At 68.0% G+C, this 24,179-nt stretch carries 27 protein-coding genes; 23 read left to right on the top strand and 4 right to left on the bottom strand.

Features of this window, described 5'->3' with window-relative positions:
• The first annotated feature begins 5 nt into the window (after window positions 1–5).
• The 4 genes from ACH46_RS17070 to ACH46_RS17060 all read left to right on the top strand — a co-directional run bounded on the left by ACH46_RS17070 (window position 6) and on the right by ACH46_RS17060 (window position 2,955).
• Complete coding sequence (locus ACH46_RS17070; protein WP_062393981.1) at window positions 6–248, top strand: helix-turn-helix domain-containing protein; 243 nt, start codon at window positions 6–8, stop codon at window positions 246–248.
• A 287-nt stretch (window positions 249–535) separates the two neighbouring features.
• Complete coding sequence (locus ACH46_RS20910; protein ID WP_003402602.1) at window positions 536–637, top strand: 30S ribosomal protein bS22; 102 nt, start codon at window positions 536–538, stop codon at window positions 635–637.
• A 94-nt stretch (window positions 638–731) separates the two neighbouring features.
• Complete coding sequence (locus tag ACH46_RS17065; protein ID WP_062393980.1) at window positions 732–1,790, top strand: NAD-dependent epimerase/dehydratase family protein; 1,059 nt, start codon at window positions 732–734, stop codon at window positions 1,788–1,790.
• A gap of 88 nt (window positions 1,791–1,878) precedes the next feature.
• On the top strand, window positions 1,879–2,955 hold the full coding sequence (locus ACH46_RS17060) for a lysophospholipid acyltransferase family protein (protein ID WP_062393979.1): 1,077 nt from the start codon (window positions 1,879–1,881) through the stop codon (window positions 2,953–2,955).
• 110 nt (window positions 2,956–3,065) lie between these two features.
• Here ACH46_RS17060 and ACH46_RS17055 read toward each other — a convergent pair whose 3' ends face one another.
• Window positions 3,066–4,007 (bottom strand): type IV toxin-antitoxin system AbiEi family antitoxin, encoded by a 942-nt coding sequence (locus tag ACH46_RS17055; RefSeq protein WP_062393978.1) that lies wholly within the window; start codon window positions 4,005–4,007, stop codon window positions 3,066–3,068.
• A gap of 199 nt (window positions 4,008–4,206) precedes the next feature.
• Complete coding sequence (locus ACH46_RS17050) at window positions 4,207–5,373, bottom strand: HAD family hydrolase (protein ID WP_226995663.1); 1,167 nt, start codon at window positions 5,371–5,373, stop codon at window positions 4,207–4,209.
• A gap of 129 nt (window positions 5,374–5,502) precedes the next feature.
• Between ACH46_RS17050 and ACH46_RS17045 the strand changes: the two genes are divergently transcribed.
• The 16 genes from ACH46_RS17045 (at window position 5,503) to ccsB (ending at window position 20,923) form a co-directional block, all read left to right on the top strand.
• Entirely contained in the window at window positions 5,503–5,763 is a 261-nt protein-coding gene (locus ACH46_RS17045; protein WP_062393977.1) for a glutaredoxin family protein, read from the top strand.
• A gap of 176 nt (window positions 5,764–5,939) precedes the next feature.
• Window positions 5,940–7,277 carry a glutamyl-tRNA reductase gene (locus ACH46_RS17040; protein WP_062393976.1) on the top strand — a complete coding sequence of 446 codons (1,338 nt, stop codon included), beginning with the start codon at window positions 5,940–5,942 and terminating at the stop codon, window positions 7,275–7,277.
• 59 nt (window positions 7,278–7,336) lie between these two features.
• Window positions 7,337–8,305: a hydroxymethylbilane synthase gene (gene hemC, locus ACH46_RS17035; RefSeq protein ID WP_226995662.1), complete on the top strand. Its 969-nt coding sequence runs from the start codon at window positions 7,337–7,339 to the stop codon at window positions 8,303–8,305.
• A 102-nt stretch (window positions 8,306–8,407) separates the two neighbouring features.
• Window positions 8,408–10,015, top strand: coding sequence for a bifunctional uroporphyrinogen-III C-methyltransferase/uroporphyrinogen-III synthase (locus ACH46_RS17030; RefSeq protein ID WP_062393975.1), 1,608 nt, complete (start codon window positions 8,408–8,410; stop codon window positions 10,013–10,015).
• 11 nt (window positions 10,016–10,026) lie between these two features.
• A complete protein-coding gene (hemB, locus tag ACH46_RS17025) occupies window positions 10,027–11,013 on the top strand; it encodes a porphobilinogen synthase (RefSeq protein ID WP_062393974.1) in 987 nt (328 codons plus the stop codon).
• Between the two features lie 13 nt (window positions 11,014–11,026).
• A complete protein-coding gene (locus tag ACH46_RS17020) occupies window positions 11,027–11,581 on the top strand; it encodes a hypothetical protein (RefSeq protein WP_062393973.1) in 555 nt (184 codons plus the stop codon).
• A gap of 62 nt (window positions 11,582–11,643) precedes the next feature.
• On the top strand, window positions 11,644–12,048 hold the full coding sequence (locus ACH46_RS17015) for a hypothetical protein (protein WP_335334148.1): 405 nt from the start codon (window positions 11,644–11,646) through the stop codon (window positions 12,046–12,048).
• Window positions 12,045–12,704, top strand: a complete 660-nt coding sequence (locus tag ACH46_RS17010; RefSeq protein ID WP_062393971.1) for a hypothetical protein — start codon at window positions 12,045–12,047, stop codon at window positions 12,702–12,704. Before ACH46_RS17015 ends, ACH46_RS17010 begins: the two co-directional genes overlap by 4 nt.
• Window positions 12,705–12,737: 33 nt before the next feature.
• Window positions 12,738–13,622: an SGNH/GDSL hydrolase family protein gene (locus tag ACH46_RS17005; protein ID WP_226995661.1), complete on the top strand. Its 885-nt coding sequence runs from the start codon at window positions 12,738–12,740 to the stop codon at window positions 13,620–13,622.
• 79 nt (window positions 13,623–13,701) lie between these two features.
• Window positions 13,702–14,703 (top strand): hypothetical protein, encoded by a 1,002-nt coding sequence (locus tag ACH46_RS17000; protein WP_226995660.1) that lies wholly within the window; start codon window positions 13,702–13,704, stop codon window positions 14,701–14,703.
• Between the two features lie 141 nt (window positions 14,704–14,844).
• Complete coding sequence (hemL, locus tag ACH46_RS16995) at window positions 14,845–16,188, top strand: glutamate-1-semialdehyde 2,1-aminomutase (protein ID WP_062393969.1); 1,344 nt, start codon at window positions 14,845–14,847, stop codon at window positions 16,186–16,188.
• Complete coding sequence (locus ACH46_RS16990) at window positions 16,188–16,814, top strand: histidine phosphatase family protein (RefSeq protein ID WP_062393968.1); 627 nt, start codon at window positions 16,188–16,190, stop codon at window positions 16,812–16,814. The genes hemL and ACH46_RS16990 overlap by 1 nt, the downstream gene beginning before the upstream one ends.
• A gap of 5 nt (window positions 16,815–16,819) precedes the next feature.
• Complete coding sequence (locus ACH46_RS16985; RefSeq protein WP_062395564.1) at window positions 16,820–17,437, top strand: TlpA disulfide reductase family protein; 618 nt, start codon at window positions 16,820–16,822, stop codon at window positions 17,435–17,437.
• Window positions 17,437–18,246 carry a cytochrome c biogenesis CcdA family protein gene (locus tag ACH46_RS16980; RefSeq protein ID WP_062393967.1) on the top strand — a complete coding sequence of 270 codons (810 nt, stop codon included), beginning with the start codon at window positions 17,437–17,439 and terminating at the stop codon, window positions 18,244–18,246. Before ACH46_RS16985 ends, ACH46_RS16980 begins: the two co-directional genes overlap by 1 nt.
• Window positions 18,243–19,871, top strand: a complete 1,629-nt coding sequence (gene resB / locus ACH46_RS16975; protein WP_062393966.1) for a cytochrome c biogenesis protein ResB — start codon at window positions 18,243–18,245, stop codon at window positions 19,869–19,871. Before ACH46_RS16980 ends, resB begins: the two co-directional genes overlap by 4 nt.
• 35 nt (window positions 19,872–19,906) lie before the next feature.
• Entirely contained in the window at window positions 19,907–20,923 is a 1,017-nt protein-coding gene (gene ccsB, locus ACH46_RS16970) for a c-type cytochrome biogenesis protein CcsB (protein WP_062393965.1), read from the top strand.
• Between the two features lie 71 nt (window positions 20,924–20,994).
• Here the strand turns inward: ccsB and ACH46_RS21505 are convergent, their stop codons facing one another.
• Together ACH46_RS21505 and ACH46_RS16965 are read right to left on the bottom strand one after the other, a co-directional pair.
• Window positions 20,995–21,165 (bottom strand): hypothetical protein, encoded by a 171-nt coding sequence (locus ACH46_RS21505; protein ID WP_193392915.1) that lies wholly within the window; start codon window positions 21,163–21,165, stop codon window positions 20,995–20,997.
• A 402-nt stretch (window positions 21,166–21,567) separates the two neighbouring features.
• The gene (locus ACH46_RS16965) at window positions 21,568–21,786 is read right to left on the bottom strand and encodes a BldC family transcriptional regulator (protein ID WP_062393964.1); all 219 of its coding nucleotides are present in this window, start codon (window positions 21,784–21,786) and stop codon (window positions 21,568–21,570) included.
• 219 nt (window positions 21,787–22,005) lie between these two features.
• On the opposite strand from ACH46_RS16965, the gene ACH46_RS16960 reads away from it, so the two are divergent.
• Genes ACH46_RS16960 through ACH46_RS16950 form a run of 3 tightly spaced genes read left to right on the top strand, consistent with a single transcriptional unit; the run spans window position 22,006 to window position 24,178 of the window.
• Entirely contained in the window at window positions 22,006–22,335 is a 330-nt protein-coding gene (locus ACH46_RS16960) for a DUF4229 domain-containing protein (protein ID WP_062393963.1), read from the top strand.
• Window positions 22,336–22,349: 14 nt separating this feature from the next.
• Window positions 22,350–23,441, top strand: coding sequence for an L-cysteine desulfhydrase Cds1 (gene cds1, locus ACH46_RS16955; protein WP_062393962.1), 1,092 nt, complete (start codon window positions 22,350–22,352; stop codon window positions 23,439–23,441).
• Between the two features lie 53 nt (window positions 23,442–23,494).
• Complete coding sequence (locus ACH46_RS16950) at window positions 23,495–24,178, top strand: ABC transporter ATP-binding protein (RefSeq protein WP_062393961.1); 684 nt, start codon at window positions 23,495–23,497, stop codon at window positions 24,176–24,178.
• Window position 24,179: the final 1 nt, after the last annotated feature.

The following is a 24,179-nucleotide window of genomic DNA, read 5'->3' as shown; positions in this document are numbered from 1 at the left end:
TTTTCATGGCTGCAGCAGAAAAGCCTGGTGAACGGAACGACTTCGCGGTTCGCGGCGTCAACAACTCGTCCGCCACGCAGTTCCTCACCGTCGCCGAGGTCGCCGCGCTGATGCGCGTCTCGAAGATGACCGTCTACCGACTCGTGCACAACGGCGAACTGCCTGCCGTGCGCGTCGGACGGTCGTTCCGTGTTCACGCCAAGGCGGTTCACGAGTACTTGGAGACGTCGTACTTCGACGCAGGCTAGGCCTCTCCTCGTACGCAGGCGACGACCCGCGAACCCCCTCGACCACGACGGTCGAGGGGGTCGTCGGGCCTTCTGGGTCCGATGGCCGGGTGGTGCGACCTCCGTGGCGGGTCCGACGGTGCGTCGATCGCAGCCGGTGAAGGGCCGAATTCGCCTCAGGTTCATCTGGTCGGTAAGATTGCTCGTCAGGTCGCTGTCGCCTGGTTGTAACCCCTGTCGGCGACGGCCCGGCAGGAGGTCCTCGGGCCAGGCCGCATGAGTTCATTACCGATCGTGAGGGAGACCCCATGGGTTCCGTTATCAAGAAGCGCCGCAAGCGCATGTCGAAGAAGAAGCACCGCAAGCTTCTGCGTCGCACGCGAGTGCAGCGTCGTAAACTCGGCAAGTGATAGATCCAGAGCCCGCCTCCTCGAGGCGGGTTCTGTGCATTCCGGGCCGGGTCGGACGGTGCTGTGGCGGCCCGGCAGGCGATAGGCTGGACCCATGACCGACGACAAGGGCAGCCAGACGCCGCCGCGTTCCGTCCTCGTGACCGGTGCATCCACGTTTCTGGGTGGATATCTGGTGGCCCGCCTCGCCGCGGACCCGGCCATCGAGCGGGTCGTCGCGGTCGACTCCCGGGTCCCGACCAAGAACCTGATGCGCCGCATGGGCCGCGCCGACTTCCTGCGACTGGACATCCGCCGACCCGCGATCGCCAAGGCCATCGCCAGCTACGACGTCGACACCGTGGTCCATGCGGCGCCGTCGATCATGGACTCGGTGGAGCACTCGGCGGCCATCAAAGAACTCAACGTGGTCGGCACCATGCAGGTGTGCGCTGCGTGCCAGCGGAGTCCATCCGTGAAGCGGCTGGTGCTGCGGTCCAGCGCGAGGGTCTACGGCGCGGGGCCCAGCGACCCGGGATTCTTCTCGGAGGGCACTCCCGCGCGGAAGGAGCCGCGACGAGGCTACGGGCGCGACCTGATCGACATGGAGGGTTATGCGCGCGGCCTGTCGCGCAGGCGGCAGGACATCGGCGTCTCGATCCTGCGGTTCCAGTCGATACTGGGCCCGCGGATCCGCACGCGGATGAGTGCCTACCTGTCGATGCCGGTGGTGCCGACGGCATTCGGGTACCAGCCGCGTCTGCAATTCCTGCACGAGGAGGACGCACTCGCCGCTCTGGCGCACGCCACGCTGAATCCGCGTCCGGGCACGTTCAACGTCGCGGGCGACGGGATCGTCACGTTGTCGCAATCGGTGCACCGCGCCGGACACGTGAAACTGCCGGTGCCCGCGACCCTCATCTCGCCGCTGGTGAGCGTGCTCCAGAACGGTCGGCTGCCCGGCATGCGTTCCGAGCACACGTCATACCTCTCGTACGGGCGGGTGCTCGACACCACCCGCATGCGCAGCGAACTCGGATTCGAGCCGCGGTACACCTCGATGGAGACGCTCGACGACTTCATCGCGCGCGGTAAGAACGAGCCGGTGGTCTCGGCGGACGCCTGGCGCAGCCTTGAACAGCGGGCTGTAGCGACCGCCACACGACTGCAGTGAACGGGGGTGGCCGAAGTAGTATGTGGGACGACTATTCCAGGGTTCGGACACTCGGACCCGCTGACTGCTCCGAGCGGAGGTGTTGACCATGGCGGCTGCCGAGAAACCGGGTGAATCGCGCACGGCGAAGGTCATTGCGCTCTACACGGACCCCAATGTGCGTCGTCGTTCGGCGAACACCGGCCATCCGAACACGGACGGTTTCGGCCTGCGCGACGCCGATGTGATGCCGATCCACGAGGGCATCGACCTGCACGACGAGCCGACTGCGCCCGTGGCGCCGGTGCGGAACTCCCCGCTGTTCAGCCTGGGCGGGATCCGCGGCGCCATCGCCGATTCGCTCATCGCGACCAGTGGCTTCATCCGCGAGCGGATGACGGGCGATTTCGCCGTCGACGAGTTCGGCTTCGACCCCCACTTCGCCGAGTCGGTGTGGTTCCCGGCCGTGCGCCAGGTGTACGAGAAGTGGTTCCGCGTGGAGGTGACGGGCATCGAGAACCTGCCCGCCACCGGCCCGGGCCTGCTCGTCGCCAATCATGCGGGATCGATCCCGATCGACGCCGTGATCACCTCGCTCGCGGTCCGCGACAAGCACCCCAACCAGCGGTACCTGCGCCTGCTGGCCGCCGACATGGCGTTCGAGGCGCCCGTCGTCGGCGACCTGGCGCGTCGGATCGGCGCCACCCTGGCCTGCAACGACGACGCCGACGCGCTGCTGCGCCGCGGCGAGCTGACCGCCGTGTGGCCGGAGGGCTACAAGGGGATCGGCAAGCTCTACAAGGATCGCTACAAGCTGCAGCGGTTCGGCCGTGGCGGCTTCGTCACGACCGCGTTGCGCACCAAGGCGCCGATCATCCCGGTGTCGATCGTCGGGTCCGAAGAGATCTATCCGATGATCGCCGATCTGAAGCCGCTGGCCCGCACATTGGGTCTGCCGTACTTCCCGATCACTCCGCTGTTCCCGTGGCTCGGCCCCCTCGGCGTGATTCCGCTGCCGTCCAAGTGGCACATCCACTTCGGCAAGCCGATCTACACCGACGGCTACGACGAGTCGGCCGCCGACGACCCGATGGTCGTCTTCGACCTCACCGACCACGTCCGCGAAGAGATCCAGCAGACCCTCTTCCGCATGCTCAGCCGCCGCGGCAGCGTCTACTTCGGCTGACCCGCCGTCTGCGTGATTCTCACGTGCTTGCGTCTCCCACCGACACTTGCGTCGTCCCGGACGACGCAGACGTCGGCGGCAGACGCGGATGGTGTCGTGGGGAGACGCAACTAGGCGACGAGGATCCCGTTGCGCTTCAGTTTGCTGACGAGCAGCGGGACCAGCCGGTAGTTTTCGAGGTCTGCCCAGATCCACCGCACGACGTCCAGGCCGAGGTCTCGGAGGGCGTCCTCGCGGCGCTTCTCCTCGAAGACGGCCTCTTCGACGGTCTGCCCCGGCCTGCGGGTCTCGCGCTGGTACTTGACGAAGCCGTCGAATTCTCCGACGAGGATCCCGTCCCAGTCGTAGTCGACGATGGCGAGTCTCCCGGTCCGCAACGGGTACTCGAATTGCAGAGTCGGCACCGGCAGGTTCTCGGTGATCATCTGCGCCCGGCCCCAGGATTCGCCGGGGTTGGCCGACAGCCCGTTTGCGAAACCCAGTGCATGCCGGGCCGCGACCACGTTGCGCTTCTGACAGGCCAGCCGTTCTTCGAGTTCGAGGCGGTTCACCTTCATCCGCAAGGCGCTGTCGAGGACGGTCAGGGTTCGGGCGAAGTCCGGCATGTGAAGCGCGAGGTCAATCGCGGTGCGAGCCGGACTCGTGACCCTGATTCCGCAGACCTCGACGACGTCCTCGTCGGGGAGCAGGCCGTGGTGGATGACGCGGTTGGGGCGGACCACGCCTCCGCTGCTCCGGCCGTTGGTCAGGTGGATCCGATCGCGACGGGGTTTGAGGAGCGGGAGACCCAGGACTGCGGCCGCGGACTCGTGGCTGAGGGCCTTCGGGTCGTCGTGCCCGATCTCGATCGCCGCAGCGATGCAGGCCAGTCGGTAACGCTCGGTCGCTTGCTTCCACGGAGTGTCGCCGAGAGTCGCAGTCTCCGCGGCGACCCCGCGTCCGACGGCGACGAGCTCACCACTCCGCAGTGCCGCTCGTAACCGTCGTTCGGTGATCCCCGCATCGAGATTCCGGTTTCGCCAAATCAGCCCGTGCTCATCTTTGATCCACATGCTGATTGGACGCACGCGGAGCCGGACCGGTTCCAAATCGGGCCTTGTCGGCGTGTCTGCGTCTCCCCACGACACCATCCGCGTCTGCCACCGACATCTGCGTCGTCCGGGACGACGCAAGCGTCGGCGGGAGACGCAGACACGTGGAAATCACGCAGATGCGTCTCCCGTGGACAGATGCGTCTGCCGTGGACGGGGGTCAGGCGCGGCGGAGGACCTTCGTGGCGACGGCGGCGGCACCGCCGGCGGCGCCGAGGACCATGGCGGTCTGCATGCCGTACTTGGCGGCCTTGCGGGCGGTGCGGAAGTCGTACTGCTCCCAACCGCGGACGCGGGCGATCTCGCGGAGATCGGCGTCGGGGTTGATCGCGACCGCGGTGCCGACCAGGGAGAGCATCGGGACGTCGTTGTGCGAGTCCGAGTACGCGGTGCAGCGCTTCAAGTTCAAACCCTCGCGGACGGCGATGGTGCGGACGGCGTGCGCCTTGCCCGGGCCGTGCAGGATGTCGCCGACCAGTCGGCCGGTGAACACGCCGTCGACGCTCTCGGCGACGGTGCCGAGCGCACCCGTGAGACCGAGACGCTTCGCGATGGTCTGCGCCAACTCGAGCGGGGTGGCCGTCACCAGCCACACCTGTTGACCCGCGTCCAGGTGGCGCTGCGCGAGGGCCGCGGTGCCGGGCCAGATCTTGTCGGCGATGTACTCGTCGTAGATCTCCTCGCCCAGCTGAACCAGCTCGGCGGTCTCCCGACCCGCGATGAACGACAGCGCCTTGTCCTTGCCCTCCGCGACGTCGTCGGCGTTCTCCTTGCCGGTGATCCGGAACTTGGCCTGCTGCCAGGCGAACTCCATGATGTCCGAGTAGGAGAAGTAGTTCCGCGACGCCAGGCCGCGGGCGAACAAGACGATCGACGCGCCGTGCACCAGGGTGTTGTCGACGTCGAAGAACGCGGCGGCGGTGAGGTCGGTGACCTGACCGTCCGCGGAGTCCGGGGTGCGGGCGCGCAGGGACTCGATCGCAGCCTTCGCGGAGGCCTCACCGGCGAGAACCTGGCGGAGCTCGCCGGCGGTCTGACGGAACCGGCCCGCGCGCTCGGTGAGCCACTCGCCGACGCGGCGGTCCTCGCCCGGCTCGGTCGCGTCGTCGCCCTCGGCCTCGGCGTCGGGACCGTCGAGGATGCCGCCGTCGCGGTCCTCCAGGACCTCCTCGGGATGCTCGACGTCGAACTGCTCGGCCTCCAACTCGGCGCCCTCCGCGAGATGCTCGACCAATTCGTCGGCCTCGTCGGGCGTCAGCGCCTCGTCGTCGGAATCGGTGAACACCTCGTCGTCCGAGTCGGAACGGTCCATCGAATCGCGGCTCACAGGCCACCTCCTTCGCCGTGGAAACGATTGGGGTCCAGCCTATCGCGGGAGTCCGACACCCGGCCTCCTTGTGGACGGCGTCGAGCGTGGACGTCGGTCACACCCGTGAGTTCTCCTACACTCGCGGACATGGATGCAGCGATCGAACTGATGTCGCGCGCAGGCTGCGCGATGTGCGCCCGCGCCGAGACCGACCTGACCCGGATCCTCGCCGACTTCGGTCTCACCGCGACGGTCGTCGACGTCGATCAGCGTGCAGACGCGGGGGATCCGCTGCCGCGCGCCGAGTACGGGGACCGGGTCCCGGTGGTCGTCGTCAACGGCGTCGAGCACAGCTACTGGGAGGTAGACGAGCCGCGTCTGCGCCGCGACCTGGAAGGTCTTCGCTGAGGCCGCAGCGGTCGGCACCACACCGAGGTGGCGTGCATTCGTCGGTGCGGTTGATCTAGCCTGAAAGATATGTCCACTCGGTCATCCGGTCGAGTTCGGAAGAGGAGAGAGCGCCGGTAGGTGGTCTGCGGGGCATCAGGATGCTCCCGGAACCCCCGGGCGGGAGGCTTGTCGTTGTGAGTGTGTTGTTGTTCGGCGTGTCCCATCGGAGCGCTCCGGTATCCCTCCTCGAACGACTCTCCGTCTCCGACGACGACCGTCCCAAGCTGGTCGACGCTCTCCTCTCCTCCCACACCGTGTCCGAGGCGATGCTCGTCTCCACCTGCAACCGCGTCGAGATCTACGCCGTCGTCGACGCCTTCCACCCGGCCCTCGAAGCCGTCGGCCAGGTGATCGGCGACCACAGCGGGCTGTCGGTGGCCGAACTCACCGATCACGCCTACGTCCGGTACTCCGAGGCCGCCGTCGAGCATCTGTTCACCGTCGCCGCCGGCCTGGATTCGCTGGTGGTCGGCGAGCAGCAGATCCTCGGCCAGATCCGGACCGCGTACTCCGACGCCGACACCAACCAGACGGCGGGCAGCACCCTCCACGAACTGGCGCAGAAGGCGCTCCGTGTCGGCAAGCGGGTGCACACCGAGACCGGGATCGACCGCGCCGGTGCGTCCGTCGTGTCCGTCGCCGTCGGCCGCGCCGCGAGCATCCGCGGCACCGACCATCCGCCGATGCGGTCGGCCGCCGTCATCGGCGCCGGCGCCATGGGCTCCCTCGCGACCAGCGAACTGGCGCACGACGGCGTCACCGACATCACCGTCGTCAACCGCACCGCGGCCCGCGCCGACGAGGTGGCCGCGACGGTCGCCGAGAAGTACGGCATCACGGCGCGTGGAGCGACCTTCGACGACCTCGCCGCCGCGATGGCCGACGTCGACATCGTGGTCACCTGCACCGGCTCCATCAGCTCGGTGGTCCAGGTCGGCGACGTCCACTCGGCCCTCACCAGGCGCACCAACACCGCGCCGCTGCTGATCTGCGATCTCGGTCTCCCGCGCGACGTGGATCCGACCGCGGGCAGGCTGCCGGGCGTGCACATCGTCGACATCGAGAGGCTGCGCGGCGACGAGCGCGCCCGCGCCGCCGAAGCCGACACCCTGGCCGCCCGCGACATCGTCTCCGGCGAACTGGCCGAGTATCTCGCCGCGCAGCGGCAGGCCGAAGTGACTCCCACCGTGGCCGCCCTGCGCCGTCGTGCCGCCGAGGTCGTCGAAGCCGAGATCCTGCGCCTACAGGGCCGCCTGACCGACCTGGACGACACCCAGCGCGACGAGGTCGCCAAGACGGTGCGACGCGTCGCGGACAAGCTCCTGCACGCGCCGACCGTGCGCGTGAAGCAGCTCGCGTCGACGGGCCGCGGCGACCACTACGCCGAAGCCCTCCGCGAACTCTTTGAACTGAAACCCGGTTCGGCCGAAGCTGTTTCGGCGCCGGAAGCCGGAATCGACAAGCTGCACTGAGCCTCTCCCCCCCAGGAGCGGATGCAGCGGAAGTAACCCTCAAAGGACAGGACGACATCGTGCAAGACTCCGCGGACCGACCCGTCGGCTACTCGGGCGGGACCATCCGGATCGGCACACGCGGTTCGCAGCTGGCGACCACGCAGGCCCAGGACATCGCGGATCGGCTGACCGCCAACGGTCACCCGGCCGAACTGGTCATCATCACCACGGCGGGCGACACCTCGACCGCCCCCGTGGCGCAGATCGGCGTCGGCGTGTTCACGACCGCCATCCGTCAGGCCCTGCGCGCGGGGGAGTGCGACGTCGCGATCCACTCGTACAAGGATCTGCCGACCGAACCCGAGGCCGACTTCACGATGGGGGCCGTTCCGACCCGCGTCGATCCCCGAGATGCGCTGGTCAGCAAGGGTGGCATGGTCCTCGGCGAGCTCCCGTCGGGCTCCGTGATCGGCACGTCGTCGCCGCGGCGCGCCGCGCAGCTTAGAGCACTGGGTCTCGGTTTGGAAATTCGCCCCCTAAGAGGCAACCTTGATTCTCGGTTGGGCAAAGTCGCGAGCGGTGAGCTGGACGCGATTGTGGTAGCCCGGGCCGGACTGGTGCGGATCGGCAGAGCCGACGCCGTCACCGAGGCACTTGACCCGTTGGTCATGCTGTCAGCGCCGGCGCAGGGCGCCCTAGCGGTGGAATGTCGTTCCGATGATGCCGAACTGGTGAGAATTCTCGCCGAGTTGGACGATCCGTCCACCCGCGCAGCGGTTGACGCCGAGCGTGCGGTACTCGCGGCCCTGGAGGCCGGGTGCACCGCTCCCGTCGGTGCGCTGGCAGAGGTGGTCGAGTCGATCGACGAGGACGGGCGCATCTTCGCCGAACTGTCGCTCCGCGCGGTGGTGGCGGCCGAGGACGGATCGGAGACGATCCGCGCTTCGGCGGTGGGCCCCGTCGAACGGGCCGACGAACTCGGAAGGAATCTCGCCGCCGAACTGCTCGAGCTCGGCGCCGCACCTCTGGTGCCCAAGAGGGCCTAGAAGCCGCGGCGTGACCGAACTCGCGCAGGAGAACCTTTATCCCGCTGTGGCGGGGTAGGAACGAACTGCAGCCCCGGGGGCGGGGCAGGAGAGTGCGAACGCATGAGCCGTACGAAGAATGCTAATCCTGGCCGGATCCTGTTCGTGGGGTCGGGTCCCGGAAATCCAGATCTGCTGACCGTGCGAGCACAACAAGTCCTGGTGAACGCGACGAGCGCGTACGTGGACCCGGACGTGCCGGCCGGTGTTCTCGCGGTGATCGGTTCGGCGCACGCCGCCGCCGAGCCCGCACCGACGCGCGCCGGCCGCAAGGCCGCCGCCGAACAGGCCGCGGAGGCACCCGAGGTCACCAGGCCTGCGCTCGGTGATCCGACGCAGGTCGCGAAGACCCTCGTCGCCGAAGCCAAGACCGGGGTCAACGTGGTCCGCGTCGTCGCGGGCGACCCGATGTGCTCGGACGCCGTGCTCGCCGAGGTGACCGCCGTGGCCCGCACCAGCGTCCCGTTCGAGGTGCTGCCCGGCATCCCGTCGTCGTCGGCCGTCCCGAGCTTCGCGGGCATGCCCCTCGGCTCCGGGCACACCGTCGCCGACGTCCGCGGCGACATCGACTGGGCCGCGCTCGCCGCAGCGCCCGGACCGCTGGTCCTGCACGCCACGTCGGCGCACCTGGCCGAGCTGGCCAGCGAGCTGACCGAGCACGGCCTGGCGGCGCAGACGCCCGTCGCGATCACCGTCAACGGCACCACCTGCACGCAGCGCACCATCGAGGCCACCCTCGCGACCGTCAACGAGAAGGGCAACGCCCTCACCGGACCGCTGATCGTCACCGTCGGCAAGATCGTCAACCAGCGCGGCAAGTTCTCCTGGTGGGAGTCGCGGGCCCTCTACGGCTGGACCGTCCTGGTGCCGCGCACCAAGGAGCAGGCCGTCGACATGAGCGAGCGGCTCGTCTCGCACGGTGCCATTCCGAAGGAGGTGCCGACCATCGCGGTGGAGCCGCCGCGCAGCCCCGCGCAGATGGAGCGCGCCGTCAAGGGCCTCGTCGACGGCCGCTACCAGTGGGTGGTCTTCACCTCCACCAACGCGGTCCGCGCCGTGTGGGACAAGTTCGCCGAGTTCGGTCTCGACGCCCGCGCCTTCTCCGGCGTCAAGATCGCCTGCGTCGGCGAGGGCACCGCGGCCAAGGTCCGCTCGTTCGGTGTGGAGCCCGAACTGCTCCCGACCGGCGAGCAGAGCTCGCTGGGGCTGCTGGAGGTGTTCCCGCCGTACGACGAGGTCTTCGACCCGGTGGACCGCGTCCTGCTGCCGCGCGCCGACATCGCCACCGAGACGCTCTCGGAGGGTTTGCGCGACCGCGGCTGGGAGATCGACGACGTCACCGCCTACCGCACCGTTCGGGCTGCTCCGCCGCCCGCCGAGACCCGCGAGATGATCAAGACCGGCGGCTTCGACGCGGTCTGCTTCACCTCGAGTTCCACGGTCCGCAACCTGGTCGGCATCGCGGGCAAGCCGCACGCGCGGACCATCGTCGCGTGCATCGGCCCCAAGACGGCCGAGACGGCGATCGAGTTCGGGCTCCGCGTGGACGTCCGCCCGGAGAACGCCTCGATCATCGAACTGGTGGATGCGCTGGCCGCGCACGCCGCTCAGCTGCGTGCGGAGGGGACGCTGCCTCCGCCGCGCAAGAAGTCCCGTCGTTCACGCTCGTGAGGAGCGATTCGATGACCGGCCCCATCGTTCGTCCTCGCCGACTCCGTCAGTCCGCAGCGATGCGGGCGCTGGTGGCGGAGACACGGTTGCATCCGTCGCAGCTGGTGCTGCCGATGTTCGTCGCCGACGGCATCGACGCACCGCAGGAGATCGGCTCCATGCCGGGCGTGATGCAGCACACCGTCGACTCGCTGCGTGCTGCTGCGGCGGATGCGGTCGCCGCGGGCGTGGGCGGACTCATGCTGTTCGGTGTGCCGAAGCCCGAGGACAAGGACGCGACCGGTTCGGTCGGCGCCCGCCCAGACGGCATCCTGAACCGCGGTTTGGCCGCGTTGCGCGCCGACTTCGGTGACGACACCGTCATCATGGCCGACACCTGCCTCGACGAGTTCACCGACCACGGACACTGCGGCGTCCTGACCGAGTCGGGCGTCGTCGACAACGATGCCACCAACGCGCTGTACGCGGAGCTGGCGCTCTCGCAGGCGCGAGCCGGGGCGCACGTCGTCGGCCCGAGCGGGATGATGGACGGCCAGGTGGCGGTGATCCGTGACGCGCTCGACGCCGAGGGTTTCATCGATACCACGATCCTGGCGTACACCGCCAAGTACGCGTCCGCGTTCTACGGTCCGTTCCGCGAGGCGGTCGGCTCGTCGCTCCAGGGCGACCGCCGCACCTACCAGCAGGATCCGGCCAACCGCCTGGAGTCGGCGCGCGAGCTGCTCGCCGACCTCGAGGAGGGCGCCGACATCGTCATGGTGAAGCCGGCGATGAGCTTCCTCGACATCGTCCGCGACGTCGCCGACCGCACCGACGCACCCGTCGCCGCCTACCAGGTGAGCGGCGAGTACGCGATGATGGCGGCCGCGGGCGAACGCGGCTGGATCGACTTCGACCGGGCGATCGACGAGTCGCTCCTGTCGATCGCGCGCGCGGGTGCGTCGATCATTCTCACGTACGCGGCCCCCGACGTTGCGCGGCGACTGTCGCGCGCGTGATTAGGCTGGAGGCATGACCGCTCCCGGACTACCGAGCGAAGACCCTGTCGCGAGGCCGAAACGACCCGACAGCGTCCGCTTCGCAGTGCAGTTGTGGTTCGGCGTGATCGCCTTCCAACTGCTCGCGATGGTGGCGAACTGGAACGTGCTGCGCGCCGACTTCGACCGGCAGATGGACGACGCGAGCAAGAAGCTCGACGACGCCGCCCTCGCCGCGAACACCGACGCCACCTTCATCGCGGGCATGGTTATTCTCGCCCTGATCCTGACGGCGATCGCGGGCGTGCTGATGCGGTTCACCTACCGCGGCTACACGTGGGCGCGGCTGGTGCTCGGGTGGGCGAGCGCCTTCGTCACCGTCAACCTGGTCTTCGCCGTCGCCGCGCTGTTCATGGACACGCAGACCGACTCGTCGCTCCCGGAGTCTCCGGCCTGGGCGATGGTCCCGACGATCCTCGGCGGCGTGTGCGCGGTCGGTGCTCTGACCGCGCTGATGCACCGCGACAGCGCGACCTTTTGCCGTGAGGCAGCAGCATTCCGAGCCGGCAGACGGCAGAATGGGTTCTGATGATTGAAGTGCCCGCACGACAGAGACCACCCCGACCGGACCCCAGGGACCGGCCGACGCAGGTGGTATGGGCACTCCGCCTGTGGATGATCGCCGGCGGACTGCTGATCGCGCTCGGCGCCTTCGGCGTCGTCGCCGATGCGGTGAGCCTCGGGTTCGACTTCGGTGTGCTTGCCCTCGACTTCCTCATCGCCATCCTCGGCGTCGTCTACCTGCTGCTCGGTGCCAAGACCTATCGCGGTGCGGTCCAGTGGCGGTCGTCGCTGTCGGCGCTGACCTGCGTCGTCGTGGCGATGCTGCTGCCGTTGACCATCGGCTTCCAGAGCGCGGGACTCGCGATCGTGTTGGCAGTCGCAGTGGTGGGCCTATTCGGTTCGGTGCTGGCCTACCGCCCGCCGGCCGACCGCTGGTTCAAGTGCAAGCTCGGCGACTGCCCGCCCGAGGATCCGGAGGACTCCGACCGGTGACCGACGCGCCCGACGACAAGACCCAGGACGCGGTCGACGCCGACGTCGACGATGCGGACATCGAGTCCGAGACCACGGCTTCCGACGCGGCGGACGCTGACGCCGCCACCGACGAGGCGGCCGCGGCGACCCTGAATCCGCGGAAGAAGCACAAGTCCGACCTGCCCGTCGACCCCGGCGAGACGCTGCTGTACGAACGCGGCGGCAGCTGGTGGGTGGTGGCGATCGGCCCGTGCCTGGTCGCCACGATCCTGATCATGGAGATCATCGGCGGCGGTCCGATCCACTGGGTGGCGATGCTGATCTTCGGCTCCATCCTGGTCGGGTTCTCGTGGATGCAGAAGGTCGCGGCCGAGCAGCACGTGTCGATGCGGTTGACGGAGCGGACCCTGCGACAGGGGCGCGAGACCATCGAGATCGCCGACATCGTGAAGATCTTCCCGGAGAACAACGGCAGCGAGACGCAGGACTGGGAGAGCGCTCCCGCTCTCGGCGAGCTGCACGCGGTCCCGCGGCGACGCAAGGGAATCGGTGTGCGGCTGGCTAACGGCCGGTTGGCGCAGGCCTGGGCGCAGGACGTCGGCCGATTGAGAATCGAACTCACCGAGGCGCACATGGCCATCAAGATGGGGTTGCCTCCGAAGGGGAAGAAGTAGCGTTTGGCTGACTGGGGGAGACTTCGCGAGGCTGTGGTGCTGGGATTGTCGGTGGTGGCCGTCCTCGCGCTGGCGGTGGGTGGAGCGATCTGGATGATCGACGCGACGCCCCGCGACCCTCAGCCCGTCGACCGCGCCGAGAAGCCGCACGACGCTCGCGTCGAGCTCGTCCATCTCGGCGACAGCTACGCCTCCGGGGCCGGGACGTCGCCGCTCGTCGAGGACTCGCCGTTCACCTGCCAACGTTCGCAGCAGAACTTCGGGGAGCTGCTGGCCCAGCGGCGCAACCTGCGCGTGACAGATGTCGCCTGCGCGGGCGCGACCACCGAGGATCTCACGCGATCCCAGTACGACGGTGTGCGTCCGCAACTCGATGCGGTGACGCCGGACGCGTCGTATGTGACTTTGATGATCGGCGGCAACGACTCGGCCGTCTACGCGACGATGGTGGGGGAGTGCACGCGCCTGGCGACCGATGATCCCACCGGTTCTCCGTGTCGGACCGAATTCGGTGCCGAACCGGTCCGGACCATCGCGGAGAAGACCGAGGCCGACGTCGCACGCGGCCTCAGCGAGATCCGTGCCAAGGCCCCGAACGCGCAGGTCGTCGTCGCAGGGTATCCGTGGCTGATGCCCGCGCGGACGTCGTGCCGGCCCGCCGTCGGGATCGCCGACGGCGACGTCACCTTCGTCCACGGCGTTCAAACCGCCCTCAACCGCGCGATCTCGTCCGCCGCGCAGCGGACCGGCGCGACCTTCGTCGACATGGCCGCCCGCTCCGTCGGCCACGAGGCCTGCTCCCCGAAGGGGATGCGCTGGGTGGAACCTCAGATCGGTGCCGACTCCCCGATCGTCATGCACCCGAACGTCCTCGGCCAGCGCGCCATCGCCGACGCAGTGGAGAGCGTGTTGCGCTGAGCGGTTATGCCGTATCGACGTCCCCTATGTTGGGACAGACGTACGGCATAAGCCGAATTGCCGAGTTATCCACAGGGGAGTGGAACCCTCCGCAGTGGTGTCCGTTTTGCGTGAAGATTGTTTCATGGGGGATCAGGAAGCGGAAGTCGATCGGATACTGCGACTGCAGGACGGCGTCATCACCAAGGCGCAGGTCATGGAAGTGGGGCCCGGGCGGGCGTATTTCCGGCGCCAGGTCAGGCGACGAGCGTGGGTTGCTGTGTACCCGGGCGTCTGTGTGAATCACACGGGTCCGCTGACGTGGCGTCAACGGGCGTGGTGCGCGGTACTCGATGCGCAGCCGGCGGCGTTGAGTCACCGGTCGGCGCTTCGGGCTGCGAATCCGAAGTATTACCAAGGGCGCGATGACGAACCGATCCACATCGTCGTCGACGCCTCGCGTCGGGTACCGGCCCGGCCGGGGATCGTCGTGCACTACAGCAGGCACTTCGGCGAACGCGCCTTGATGCGGACGCATCCACCGAGGATGCGGCTCGAGGAGGCGGCTCTCGACGTCGCAGCGGCTGGAGCCGACGACCTCGAGGCGATCGCCGTCCTGGCTGATGTGGTTCAGGCACGCACGACGACGGCTGATCGGCTGATCGCCGCCCTCGACCGTCGGATGCGCATGCCAAGACGGAAATTCCTGCGGGATGTGCTGCTCAACGTCCGCGATGGGACCTGCTCGGTCCTCGAGCACGAATACCTGACGAAGGTCGAACGCGCTCACGGACTGCCGAAAGGGATCCGCCAGACACCGACCGAGTCCGGGCGCTCCGGTTTTCGCGACGTCGAATACCCGGAGTTGGACTGGATCGTCGAGCTCGACGGCCGCCTGTGCCACGACAACGCCCGTGCTCGCGACTTGGACATGGAGCGAGACCTTGATGCGGCGGCCTTCGAGAAGAAGCGATCCCAACGACTGGGCTATGGTCAGGTCTTCGGTCGGGCGTGTTCGACGGCGGCGAAGCTCGGGAGGATCTTCCGCGACGCCGGCTGGACCGGACACGTCAAGCGCTGCGGTCCCGACTGCGGCATCTGATCGTCGCCAGGCGCTTATGCCGTATTCCCGTCCCCTATGTTGGGACAGGAGTACGGCATAAGCGTTGCAGAGGCGTCTCAGAGGTGTGATGTACGAGGCAGCGATTGGGCAGGGGGACCAGGTTTTGGAACACTGGAGGACATGTCCCAGCCTCTCGATGTCCCCGCGGTGAACACTGCCGTCAGTGCAGAACTATTCGAACGGGCGACGCGAGCGATCCCCGGGGGCGTGAACTCCCCGGTCCGCGCGTTCTCGGCGGTCGGCGGAACGCCGCGGTTCATCACCGAGGCCAAGGGCTGGAAGCTGACCGACGCCGACGGCAACCAGTACGTCGACCTGGTGTGCTCCTGGGGGCCGATGATCCTCGGACACGCGCACCCGGCGATCGTCGAGGCCGTTCAGAAGGCCGCGACCACCGGCCTGTCGTTCGGCGCTCCGACCGCGGGTGAGATCGAGTTGGCCGAGGAGATCATCGACCGCGTCGACCCCGTCTCTCGTGTGCGCCTGGTCAATTCGGGCACCGAGGCGACGATGTCGGCGGTCCGCCTGGCCCGCGGCTTCACCGGCCGCAGCAAGATCGTCAAGTTCGCCGGCTGCTACCACGGTCACGTCGACGCGCTCCTGGCCGACGCCGGCTCGGGCGTCGCGACCCTCGGCCTGCCGACGTCGCCGGGCGTCACCGGAGCCGCCGCGCACGACACGATCGTCGTGCCCTACAACGACATCGCCGCCGTCGAGCGGGTCTTCGCCGAACACGGTGGGGACATCGCCGCAGTCATCACCGAGGCCGCCGCGGGCAACATGGGCGCCATCGCACCGGTCGCCGGCTTCAACGAGGGCCTGCGTCGCGTGACCGCCGAGAACGGCGCACTGCTGATCATGGACGAGGTGATGACCGGCTTCCGCGTCAGCCCGGCCGGACACTACGGGCTCGACGGTGTCGCCGGCGACCTCTACACGTTCGGCAAGGTGATGAGCGGTGGTCTGCCCGCTGCGGCCTTCGGCGGCCGTCGCGACATCATGGAGCACCTCGCGCCCACCGGACCCGTCTACCAGGCGGGCACCCTCTCCGGGAATCCCGTCGCCGTCTCCGCGGGACTCGCCACACTCCGCAACGCGACCGCCGACGTCTACGCCGCGCTCGACGCCAACTCCGAGCGCCTGCAGCGGATGTTCAGCGAGGCGCTCACCGAAGCCGGTGTGGCGCACCGCGTTCAGCACGCAGGCAACCTGTTCAGCGTGTTCTTCACTGACTCGACGGAGCCGATCGTCGACTACGACGGCGTGAAGGCCACGCAGACCTGGCGTTTCGCGCCCTTCTTCCATGAGCTGCTGGCCCGCGGCGTGTATGCGCCGCCGAGTGCCTTCGAAGCCTGGTTCGTATCCGCCGCGCTCGACGACGATGCCTTCTCGATCATCGCCGACGCCCTCCCCGCAGCCGCCGCAGCCGCGGCCGCCGCCACCGACCCCGCGAAGGAAGCCTGATGAAGACGATCGTCCACATGATGCGCCACGGCGAGGTGCACAACCCCGAGGGCATCCTGTACGGCCGTCTGCCGGGCTACCACCTGTCCGACACCGGCGTCGCACAGGCGCAGGCGGTCGCCGACGTGCTGGCCGACCACGACATCAGCCACGTCTTCGCGTCGCCGCTGCAGCGCGCGCAGGAGACCGCGACGCCGATCGCCACCGCGCACAAGCTGCAGATCACCACGAACGACGACCTCATCGAGGCCGACAACCAGTTCGAGGGACTCAAGGTGGCCGTGGGCGACGGCGCCCTCAGCAAGCCGCGCCACTGGCTCAAGCTGCGCGACCCGTTCACCCCGTCGTGGGGCGAGCCGTACATCCAGATCGCGCACCGCATGCTGGCCGCCGCCAACACCGCGCGCGACGCGGCCCGCGGCCACGAGGCCATCTGCGTGAGCCACCAGCTGCCCGTCTACACGCTGCGTCGATTCCTCGAAGGCCAGCGCCTCTGGCACGACCCCCGCGTGCGGCAGTGCTCGCTGGCGTCGCTGACCACCCTGATCTACGACGACGACGCGCTCGTCGACATCGTCTACTCCGAACCCGCCGGCGCTTCGGATCCGCGAATCACCGGAGCGTGACCGGCATGGGTGACCTTCGGCGCGTGGGCAGCGGGCGACGGCGGATCGTCGCCGTGCTGTGCGCGATCCTCGCTGCGGCGTCGATGCTGACCGCCTGCAGCACCGGCAACGACGCCGTCTCGCAGAACCGCGGCAACCAGTTCGTCTCGCCCGACGGCAAGACCGTCATCGAGTACGCACCGGGCGATCGCCGCGACATCGGCGACGTGGAGGGTGAGGACCTCCTCGGCGACGGCACCGTGAAGCTGTCGGAGTACAAGGGCAACGTCCTCGTCGTCAACGTGTGGGCGTCCTGGTGCCCGCCGTGCCGGACCGAGTTCCGCGACCTGGAGAACGTGTACGAGGAGACCAAGGACAAGGGCGTCGACTTCGTCGGCATCGACTTCCGCGACTCCCGCAACAGCGCGAAGGATTTCGTCACGGACCGCAAGGTCCCGTACCGCTCCATCTACGACTACGGCGGCGCCACGCTCGCCGCGCTGGGCGTGCCGGTCGGCGTCGTCCCGACCACCGTGGTGCTGGACCGACAGCATCGACCCGCGAAGCTGTTCCTGCGCGCCATCACCGAAGACGAGCTCCGCGACGCCGTGTTGAAGGTGGCGGCGGAGAGCCCGGCGAAGTGATGAACGAACTGATCCTGGCTGATACGCGCGAGGCCTTCGTCTCCACCGTCACCAGCGGACCGCTCCTGCTCGCGCTCGGCGTGTGCATCCTGGTCGGTCTGATCTCCTTCGCGTCGCCGTGCGTGGTCCCTCTGGTGCCCGGCTACCTGTCGTACCTGGCGGGACTCGTCGGTGCGGAGGCTCCCGCGGTCTCGGCGGGGGAGGAGCGCAAGTCGGGCCGCTGGCGGGTGGTCGGCGCTGCAGGACTGTTCGTCCTCGGCTTCACCGTCGTCTACGTGCTGGCGACGGCCGCGTTGTTCGGTGTCACCTCCGTCTTCCTCAACACCGACCGCCTGCAGTTGATGCAGCGCATCGGCGGCGTCCTGACGATCGTGATGGGCCTGGTCTTCATCGGGATGATCCCGTTCCTGCAGCGCGACCGCCGCATGACCCCGCGCCGGTACACCGGCCTGATCGGCGCCCCGATCCTGGGCGCGGTCTTCGCGATCGGCTGGATCCCCTGCAGCAGTGCGACTCTCGGCGCCGTGATCGGTGTCGCCATGAGCACCGAGGGCAATACCCCGATCCGCGGGGCGCTGATGGTGACCGCCTACTGCCTGGGCCTCGGCATCCCGTTCTTGATCCTGGCGTTCTCGTCCGCGTGGGCGGTCCGCAGCCTCGGTTTCGTCCGACGGCACGCCCGCACCATCCAGATCGTCGGTGGCGTCCTGCTGATCGCGGTCGGCATGATGCTGGTGACGGGTTGGTGGAACGAGTTCGTCGACTGGATCCGAATCTCCATGATCAGTGACTGGGAGTTGAAGGTATGACCGAGTCCGCCCGCCCGGCAGCGCTGCAGCGCTTCGTCGTGACGCCGCTCCGCAAGGCGTGGCGCGGTCTGACGTCGATGCGCACCGCGCTGGCACTGCTGTTCCTGCTCGCGCTGGCCGCGATCCCGGGTGCCCTCCTGCCGCAGCGTGAGCTGAACGAGCAGAAGACCCTTGACTACATCAAGGACCACGGCACCCTCGGCACCGTGATGGACAAGCTGCAGCTGTTCGGCGTCTTCCAGTCCAGCTGGTTCACCGCCGTGTACGTGCTGCTGTTCGTGTCGCTGGTCGGCTGCCTGACTCCGCGCACCGTCGAGCACTACAAGGCCTTGCGCGCCAAGCCGGTGAAGGCGCCCCGCAACCTGAAGCGGCTGCCCCGGCACATCGAGGAGACCGTCGACGGCACGCCCGACGAGATCGGCGAGCGCGTTCGGAAGAACCTGCGGGGCTGGCGCACCGAGGTGCGGACGGTGGAGCCGTCGACCCGGTACCCGGAGGGTGCCGTCGAGGTGTCGGCGGAGAAGGGTTACCTGCGCGAGTTCGGCAACCTGGTCTTCCACTTCGCGCTGCTGTCGCTGCTGATCACCATTGCGGTCGGCAAGCTGTGGGGCTACGAGGGCACCCGAACGCTGGTGGCCGACGGCGACCAGGTCCTCTGCAACACGTCGACCGCCGTCTACGACTCCTTCCGGTCGGGTGCCATGATCGACGGCACGGGGCTGGAGCCGTTCTGCATTCGGATCGACGACTTCTCGGCGACCTTCCTGCCGAGCGGCCAGCCGGACATGTACGACGCGAAGATGGCCTACACCACCGACGTGACCAAGCCCGCGAATCAGTGGCCGACCACGCAGGTGCAGGTCAACCGGCCGCTGCGCATCGCCGGCGACCGCGTGTATGTGCTCGGCAACGGTTTCGCGCCGACCTTCACCGTGACGTTCAAGAACGGTGAGACGAGGACCGAGACGACGCCGTTCATCCCGCAGTCGACGCAGACGATGCTGTCGGAAGGCGCGGTCCGCGTGGACACTCCGGCGGGCATGTTCCCGAACGAGGACGATCGACGTAAGAACCAGATCGCGATCGAGGGGCTGTTCGCCCCCGACGCGGTCTTCGCGCACGGCAACATTCTCGACTCGCAGTCGCCGGTCCCGAACAAGCCGAGCGTCGCGATCCGCATCTATCAGGGCGACACCGGCCTGGACACCGGTCGTCCGCAGAACGTGTACTCGCTGGATCAGAGTCTGATCGATCAGGGGCGGTTGAAGCAGAAGGCGTCGGTGAACCTGGCGGTAGGCGCGGACACCGTGCTGCCGGACGGAACGCGCGTCCGGTTCGACGGCTTCCAACGTTGGGTGTCGATCCAGGTGTCGCACGATCCTGCGCAGACCGGGGTCCTGGTGTCGGCCATCGTCATGGTGCTGGGCCTGGTGGTCTCGCTGATGATCCGCCGTCGTCGGATCTGGGCGCGAATCGTGCCTGTTGCCGACAGCGGTGAACGACGTACTGTAGTAGAGGTGGCCGGCCTGGCCCGCACGGATCAGGCGGGCTGGGGCGACGGCTTCGAAGAGCAGGCACGCGGTCTGCTCGACGGAGACGCGTCGAAGAACCGAGCGAAGCTCTGACTGCTCGGGAGTGAAGAGAAGATGAGGAATCGTTCATGAACGACGCTGTGGGCTACGTCAACGAGACGTTGGCGGGCTACTCCGACAAGCTGTTCGCAACCGGTATCACGGTCTACGTGATCGCGATGCTGATGTTCTTGGGCGCGCTGGCCGCGGCCCGCTACGCGAAGCTCGAGGAGCCGGCGAAGGCGCTGGTGACGGTCGGTGCCGGTGGCGACGATGCGGCGTCGGATCGGGTTCCCGGGCGGGTGGCGGGGCCTGCGCCGCGCCGGGCGCTCGGCGAGAAGCTCGCCGCGATGGCGTACCCGGTGGTGTGGGTCGGTTTCGCAGCACACCTGGGGTCGATCGTGCTCCGCGGTGTCTCGACCGATCGCGCCCCGTGGGGCAACATGTACGAGTTCATCTCGCTGACCTGCATCGCCTGCGTCGGCGCCGGTCTGGTGGTCCTCCGCAAGAAGGAGTCGCGTCCGCTCCTGAGCTTCGTGCTGGTTCCGGTGGTCCTGCTGATGTTCATCGGCGGCCGTTACCTGTACACGCAGGCCGCTCCGGTGGTGCCCGCGCTGAAGTCGTACTGGCTGGCCATCCACGTCTCGATCATCTCGATCGCCTCCGGCATCCTGCTGGTGGCCGGTGTCGCGAGCATGCTGTACCTGGCCCGGAGCAAGTGGCCGACGATCGGTGCGATCGACGAGACGTCGACCGGCTTCGGTGCGTCGATGCGGCGCCTGCTGGATCACCTGCCGAGCGCGGAGGCGCTGGATCGCACGGCGTACAAGTGCACGGTGATCGGTTTCCCGTTGTTCGGTCTGGGCATCATCTGCGGCGCGATCTGGGCCGAGGCGTCGTGGGGGCGGTTCTGGGGCTGGGACCCGAAGGAGACGGTCTCGTTCATCGCGTGGGTGATCTACGCGGCCTACCTGCACGCCCGTGCGACCGCCGGCTGGCGCAACGCGTCGGCGTGGGTCAACGTCGCGGGCTTCGTCGCCCTCCTGTTCAACCTGTTCGCAATCAACCTGGTGGTTTCGGGCCTGCATTCGTACGCGGGTCTGTGATCGTCGCCTGACGCAGACAGCAAGGAAGCCCGGTCCCTGAGGGACCGGGCTTCTCTCGTATGTGAAGTCTGTCAGCGGTCGTCGAGCGACCGCAGGAAGTCGGGATCGTCGTCGGGTCCGCGCGGTGCGGGAGGCTGCTGTCCGCGCGACGGCCCGGCATGCTGGTGCGGCTGCGTCCGCGTGATCCGCCACGCGAGGTACGCGGCCGCGAACACGATCAGCACGACGAACAGGTACGGCACCACAACCTCCAGTCAGCGAATCGCAACCGTAACGATACGACGCAACCCGACAACAACCACAAACATCTCAGACGAGAAGCTCAACCGCCACCCTACCGAAAAAGAGTCAGACCGACGGCGACGCGAAACACTGATTTCCGAGCTCTCCGCAGTGACGAGGCGCTAGGCCGTGTTGCGAAAGTCCCTTTGCCTGTCTCGGCGGCCCGATGAACGCCTGGCTGCGTTGTCGTCGGTCGACATAGCTACCGCTATGCCTCCCTCCTCCGCCTTGCCAGCCGTCCATCGGATCCACCGATCCAAGGCAGTGGACTTTCGCAACACGGCCTAGCCGAGGAGCGAGGACTGCCGAGGAAACAGTGTTTCGCGTCGCCGTCGGTCTGACGGACGAAGACGCGTAAAGGCTCAGGAACGGTTGAGCAGCTCGACCACATCCGCTTCGCGGAACCGACGGTGGCCGCCCGGGGTGCGGATGGACTTGAGAACGCCGGAGGAGGCCCAGCGGGCCACCGTCTTCGGGTTGACGTTGAACATCGCGGCGACCTGGCCGGGGGTCAGGTTGTGCTGGGTGGCGAGCGCGGGCGTGATGAGGCCCGTTTCGGTGGAGTTATCAGCGATGGTCATTTTCTCTCCCCTTCGGTTACTGATCGAGTCACAGGGCGGTTTCGCCCGGTACACACCACATGTACACGCATATGTGCTGGTTGCTCGAACAGTCAGGGGTTGGTAAAGAGTCCGTAATGTTGGATTAGGTCTGATTCGGCCGCTTGCTCTCCCTGTCCGAAGATGTCCTCTGAACGGTGTATTCGCAGGTCCTGGCTGCTCGCCAGTACCCTTGTCGGTATGACAGTTGAACAGCCGGACGCTCAGCAGTCCGCCGACCACGCTCCCGCGACGATGGGGAGTCTCATTCTTGCGGTGGTCATCTACTCGGTCGCGCGCATCGGCCTCGTCGTCGTGCTCGCCCTCGCCGTCTACTTCGGCGGGCAGGCGTTCGGGGTCACGGTTCCGCCGCTCGTCGCCGCCGTCTTCGGTGTGCTGATCGCTCTGCCGCTCAGCCTCGTGATCTTCAAGTCGCTGCGGCTGCGGGTGAACGACCAGATCGCGCAGATCGACGCCAAGCGTTCGGCGCAGCGCGACGACCTGCAGGCGCGCCTGCGCGGCGAGGACTGACCGTGACGAGCCGGATGGTGGAGCACGCCGTCGACCGCGACTGGTCGAGCCGGGCGGTTCGGCTCATCGAGGCGGACGCCCGTCGCAGTGCGGACACGCACCTGCTGAAGGTCGACCTGCCCGACTGGGCCTCTCGCGGCGACGGCATCGACCTGTACCTCAAGGACGAGTCGACGCACCCCACCGGTTCGCTGAAGCATCGGCTGGCGCGGTCGTTGTTCCTGTACGGCCTCTGCAACGGATGGATTCGCAAGGACACTACGGTCATCGAGGCGTCGTCGGGGTCGACGGCCGTCTCCGAGGCCTACTTCGCGAAGCTGATCGGCGTCTCGTTCATCGCGGTGATGGTGTCGGGGACGTCGCCTGCCAAGACTCGGCTCATCGAGGCCCAGGGCGGCGTCTGCCACTTCGTGGACTCTCCGTCCGAGATCTACACCGTCGCGCAGCAGCTCGAAACAGAACTGGGCGGCCACTTCATCGACCAGTTCACGATGGCCGAACGCGCCACCGACTGGCGCGGGAACAACAACATCGCCGAGTCCGTCTTCGAGCAGATGGAGGCCGAACGGCATCCGGTCCCGGAGTGGATCGTCGTCGGCGCGGGCACCGGCGGCACGTCGGCGACCTTCGGCCGATACATCCGGTACCGGCAGCATCCGACTCGGCTCGCCGTCGTCGACGTCGAGAACTCCGTCTTCCTGCCCGCCTACCGGACCGGTGACGGGACCCTGACCTCCCAGACCGCGTCGCGCATCGAGGGCATCGGACGGCCGCGCGTGGAGCCGTCGTTCGTGTCCCAGGTGATCGACGCGATGGTGCCCGTCCCCGACGCCGCATCGGTCGCGGCGATGCGCTTCCTGTCGCAGCGGATCGGTCGTCGTGTCGGGGGCTCCACCGGAACCAATTTCTGGGGCGTCTGCACGGTGATCGCCGACATGCTCGAACGCGGCCGCGGCGGCAGTGTCGTGTCGCTGCTGTGTGACAGCGGCAACCGCTACGACCACACCTACTTCAACGACGACTGGGTGGCCGAGCAGAAGCTCGACCTGGCGCCGCACACCGCGGCGCTGGAGAACTTCTTCGCCACCGGCGTCTGGCCGGAGTAGACCCGGTAGCGTTCGAACAGAGGAAGCGGCGCCGGCCGCGGAGGGGGAGCAGCGTGGCCGTCGTCGAAGCGTCGAACCTGGTGCGCGAGTACCGCATGGGAACCGAGACGGTCCGCGCGCTCGACGGTGCGTCCCTGACCCTGGACGGCGGACAGTTCGTGTCCGTGGTCGGTCCTTCGGGCGCAGGCAAGTCGACGCTGCTCCACATCATCGGGGCTCTCGACACCCCCACCTCCGGCACGATCCGGGTCGACGGCACCGACCTCACCGCCCTCGGAGACGACGAGGCCTCCGAGTTCCGTCGCAACCGCGTCGGCTTCATCTTCCAGTTCTTCAACCTGGTCCCGACCCTGACCGCATGGGAGAACGTGGCACTGCCGATGCTGCTCGACTCCCGCTCGTTCACGAAGGCCAAACCGCGCGCCGTCGAACTCCTGGAACGCGTCGGGCTCGGCGCTCGCGTCGACCACCGACCGGCGGAACTGTCCGGCGGTCAGATGCAGCGCGTCGCGATCGCGCGGTCGCTGATCATGGGACCCAAGATCCTCCTCGCCGACGAGCCGACCGGCAACCTCGACTCCAAGACCGGTGCCGACGTCCTCGAACTGCTGGCCGAGGTGGCGCACGACGAACCCGACCGACTGGTGCTCATGGTGACGCACGACAACAACGCCGCCGCCGTCTGCGATCGCATCGTGACCGTGCGCGACGGCAGGATCGACGAGCGGGACGCGTGAG

Origin of the sequence: Gordonia phthalatica (assembly GCF_001305675.1) — a bacterium.
Lineage (GTDB): Bacteria > Actinomycetota > Actinomycetes > Mycobacteriales > Mycobacteriaceae > Gordonia > Gordonia phthalatica.
Note: the sequence above shows the minus strand (reverse complement) of the source record. Positions and strands in the feature narration are given on the sequence as shown.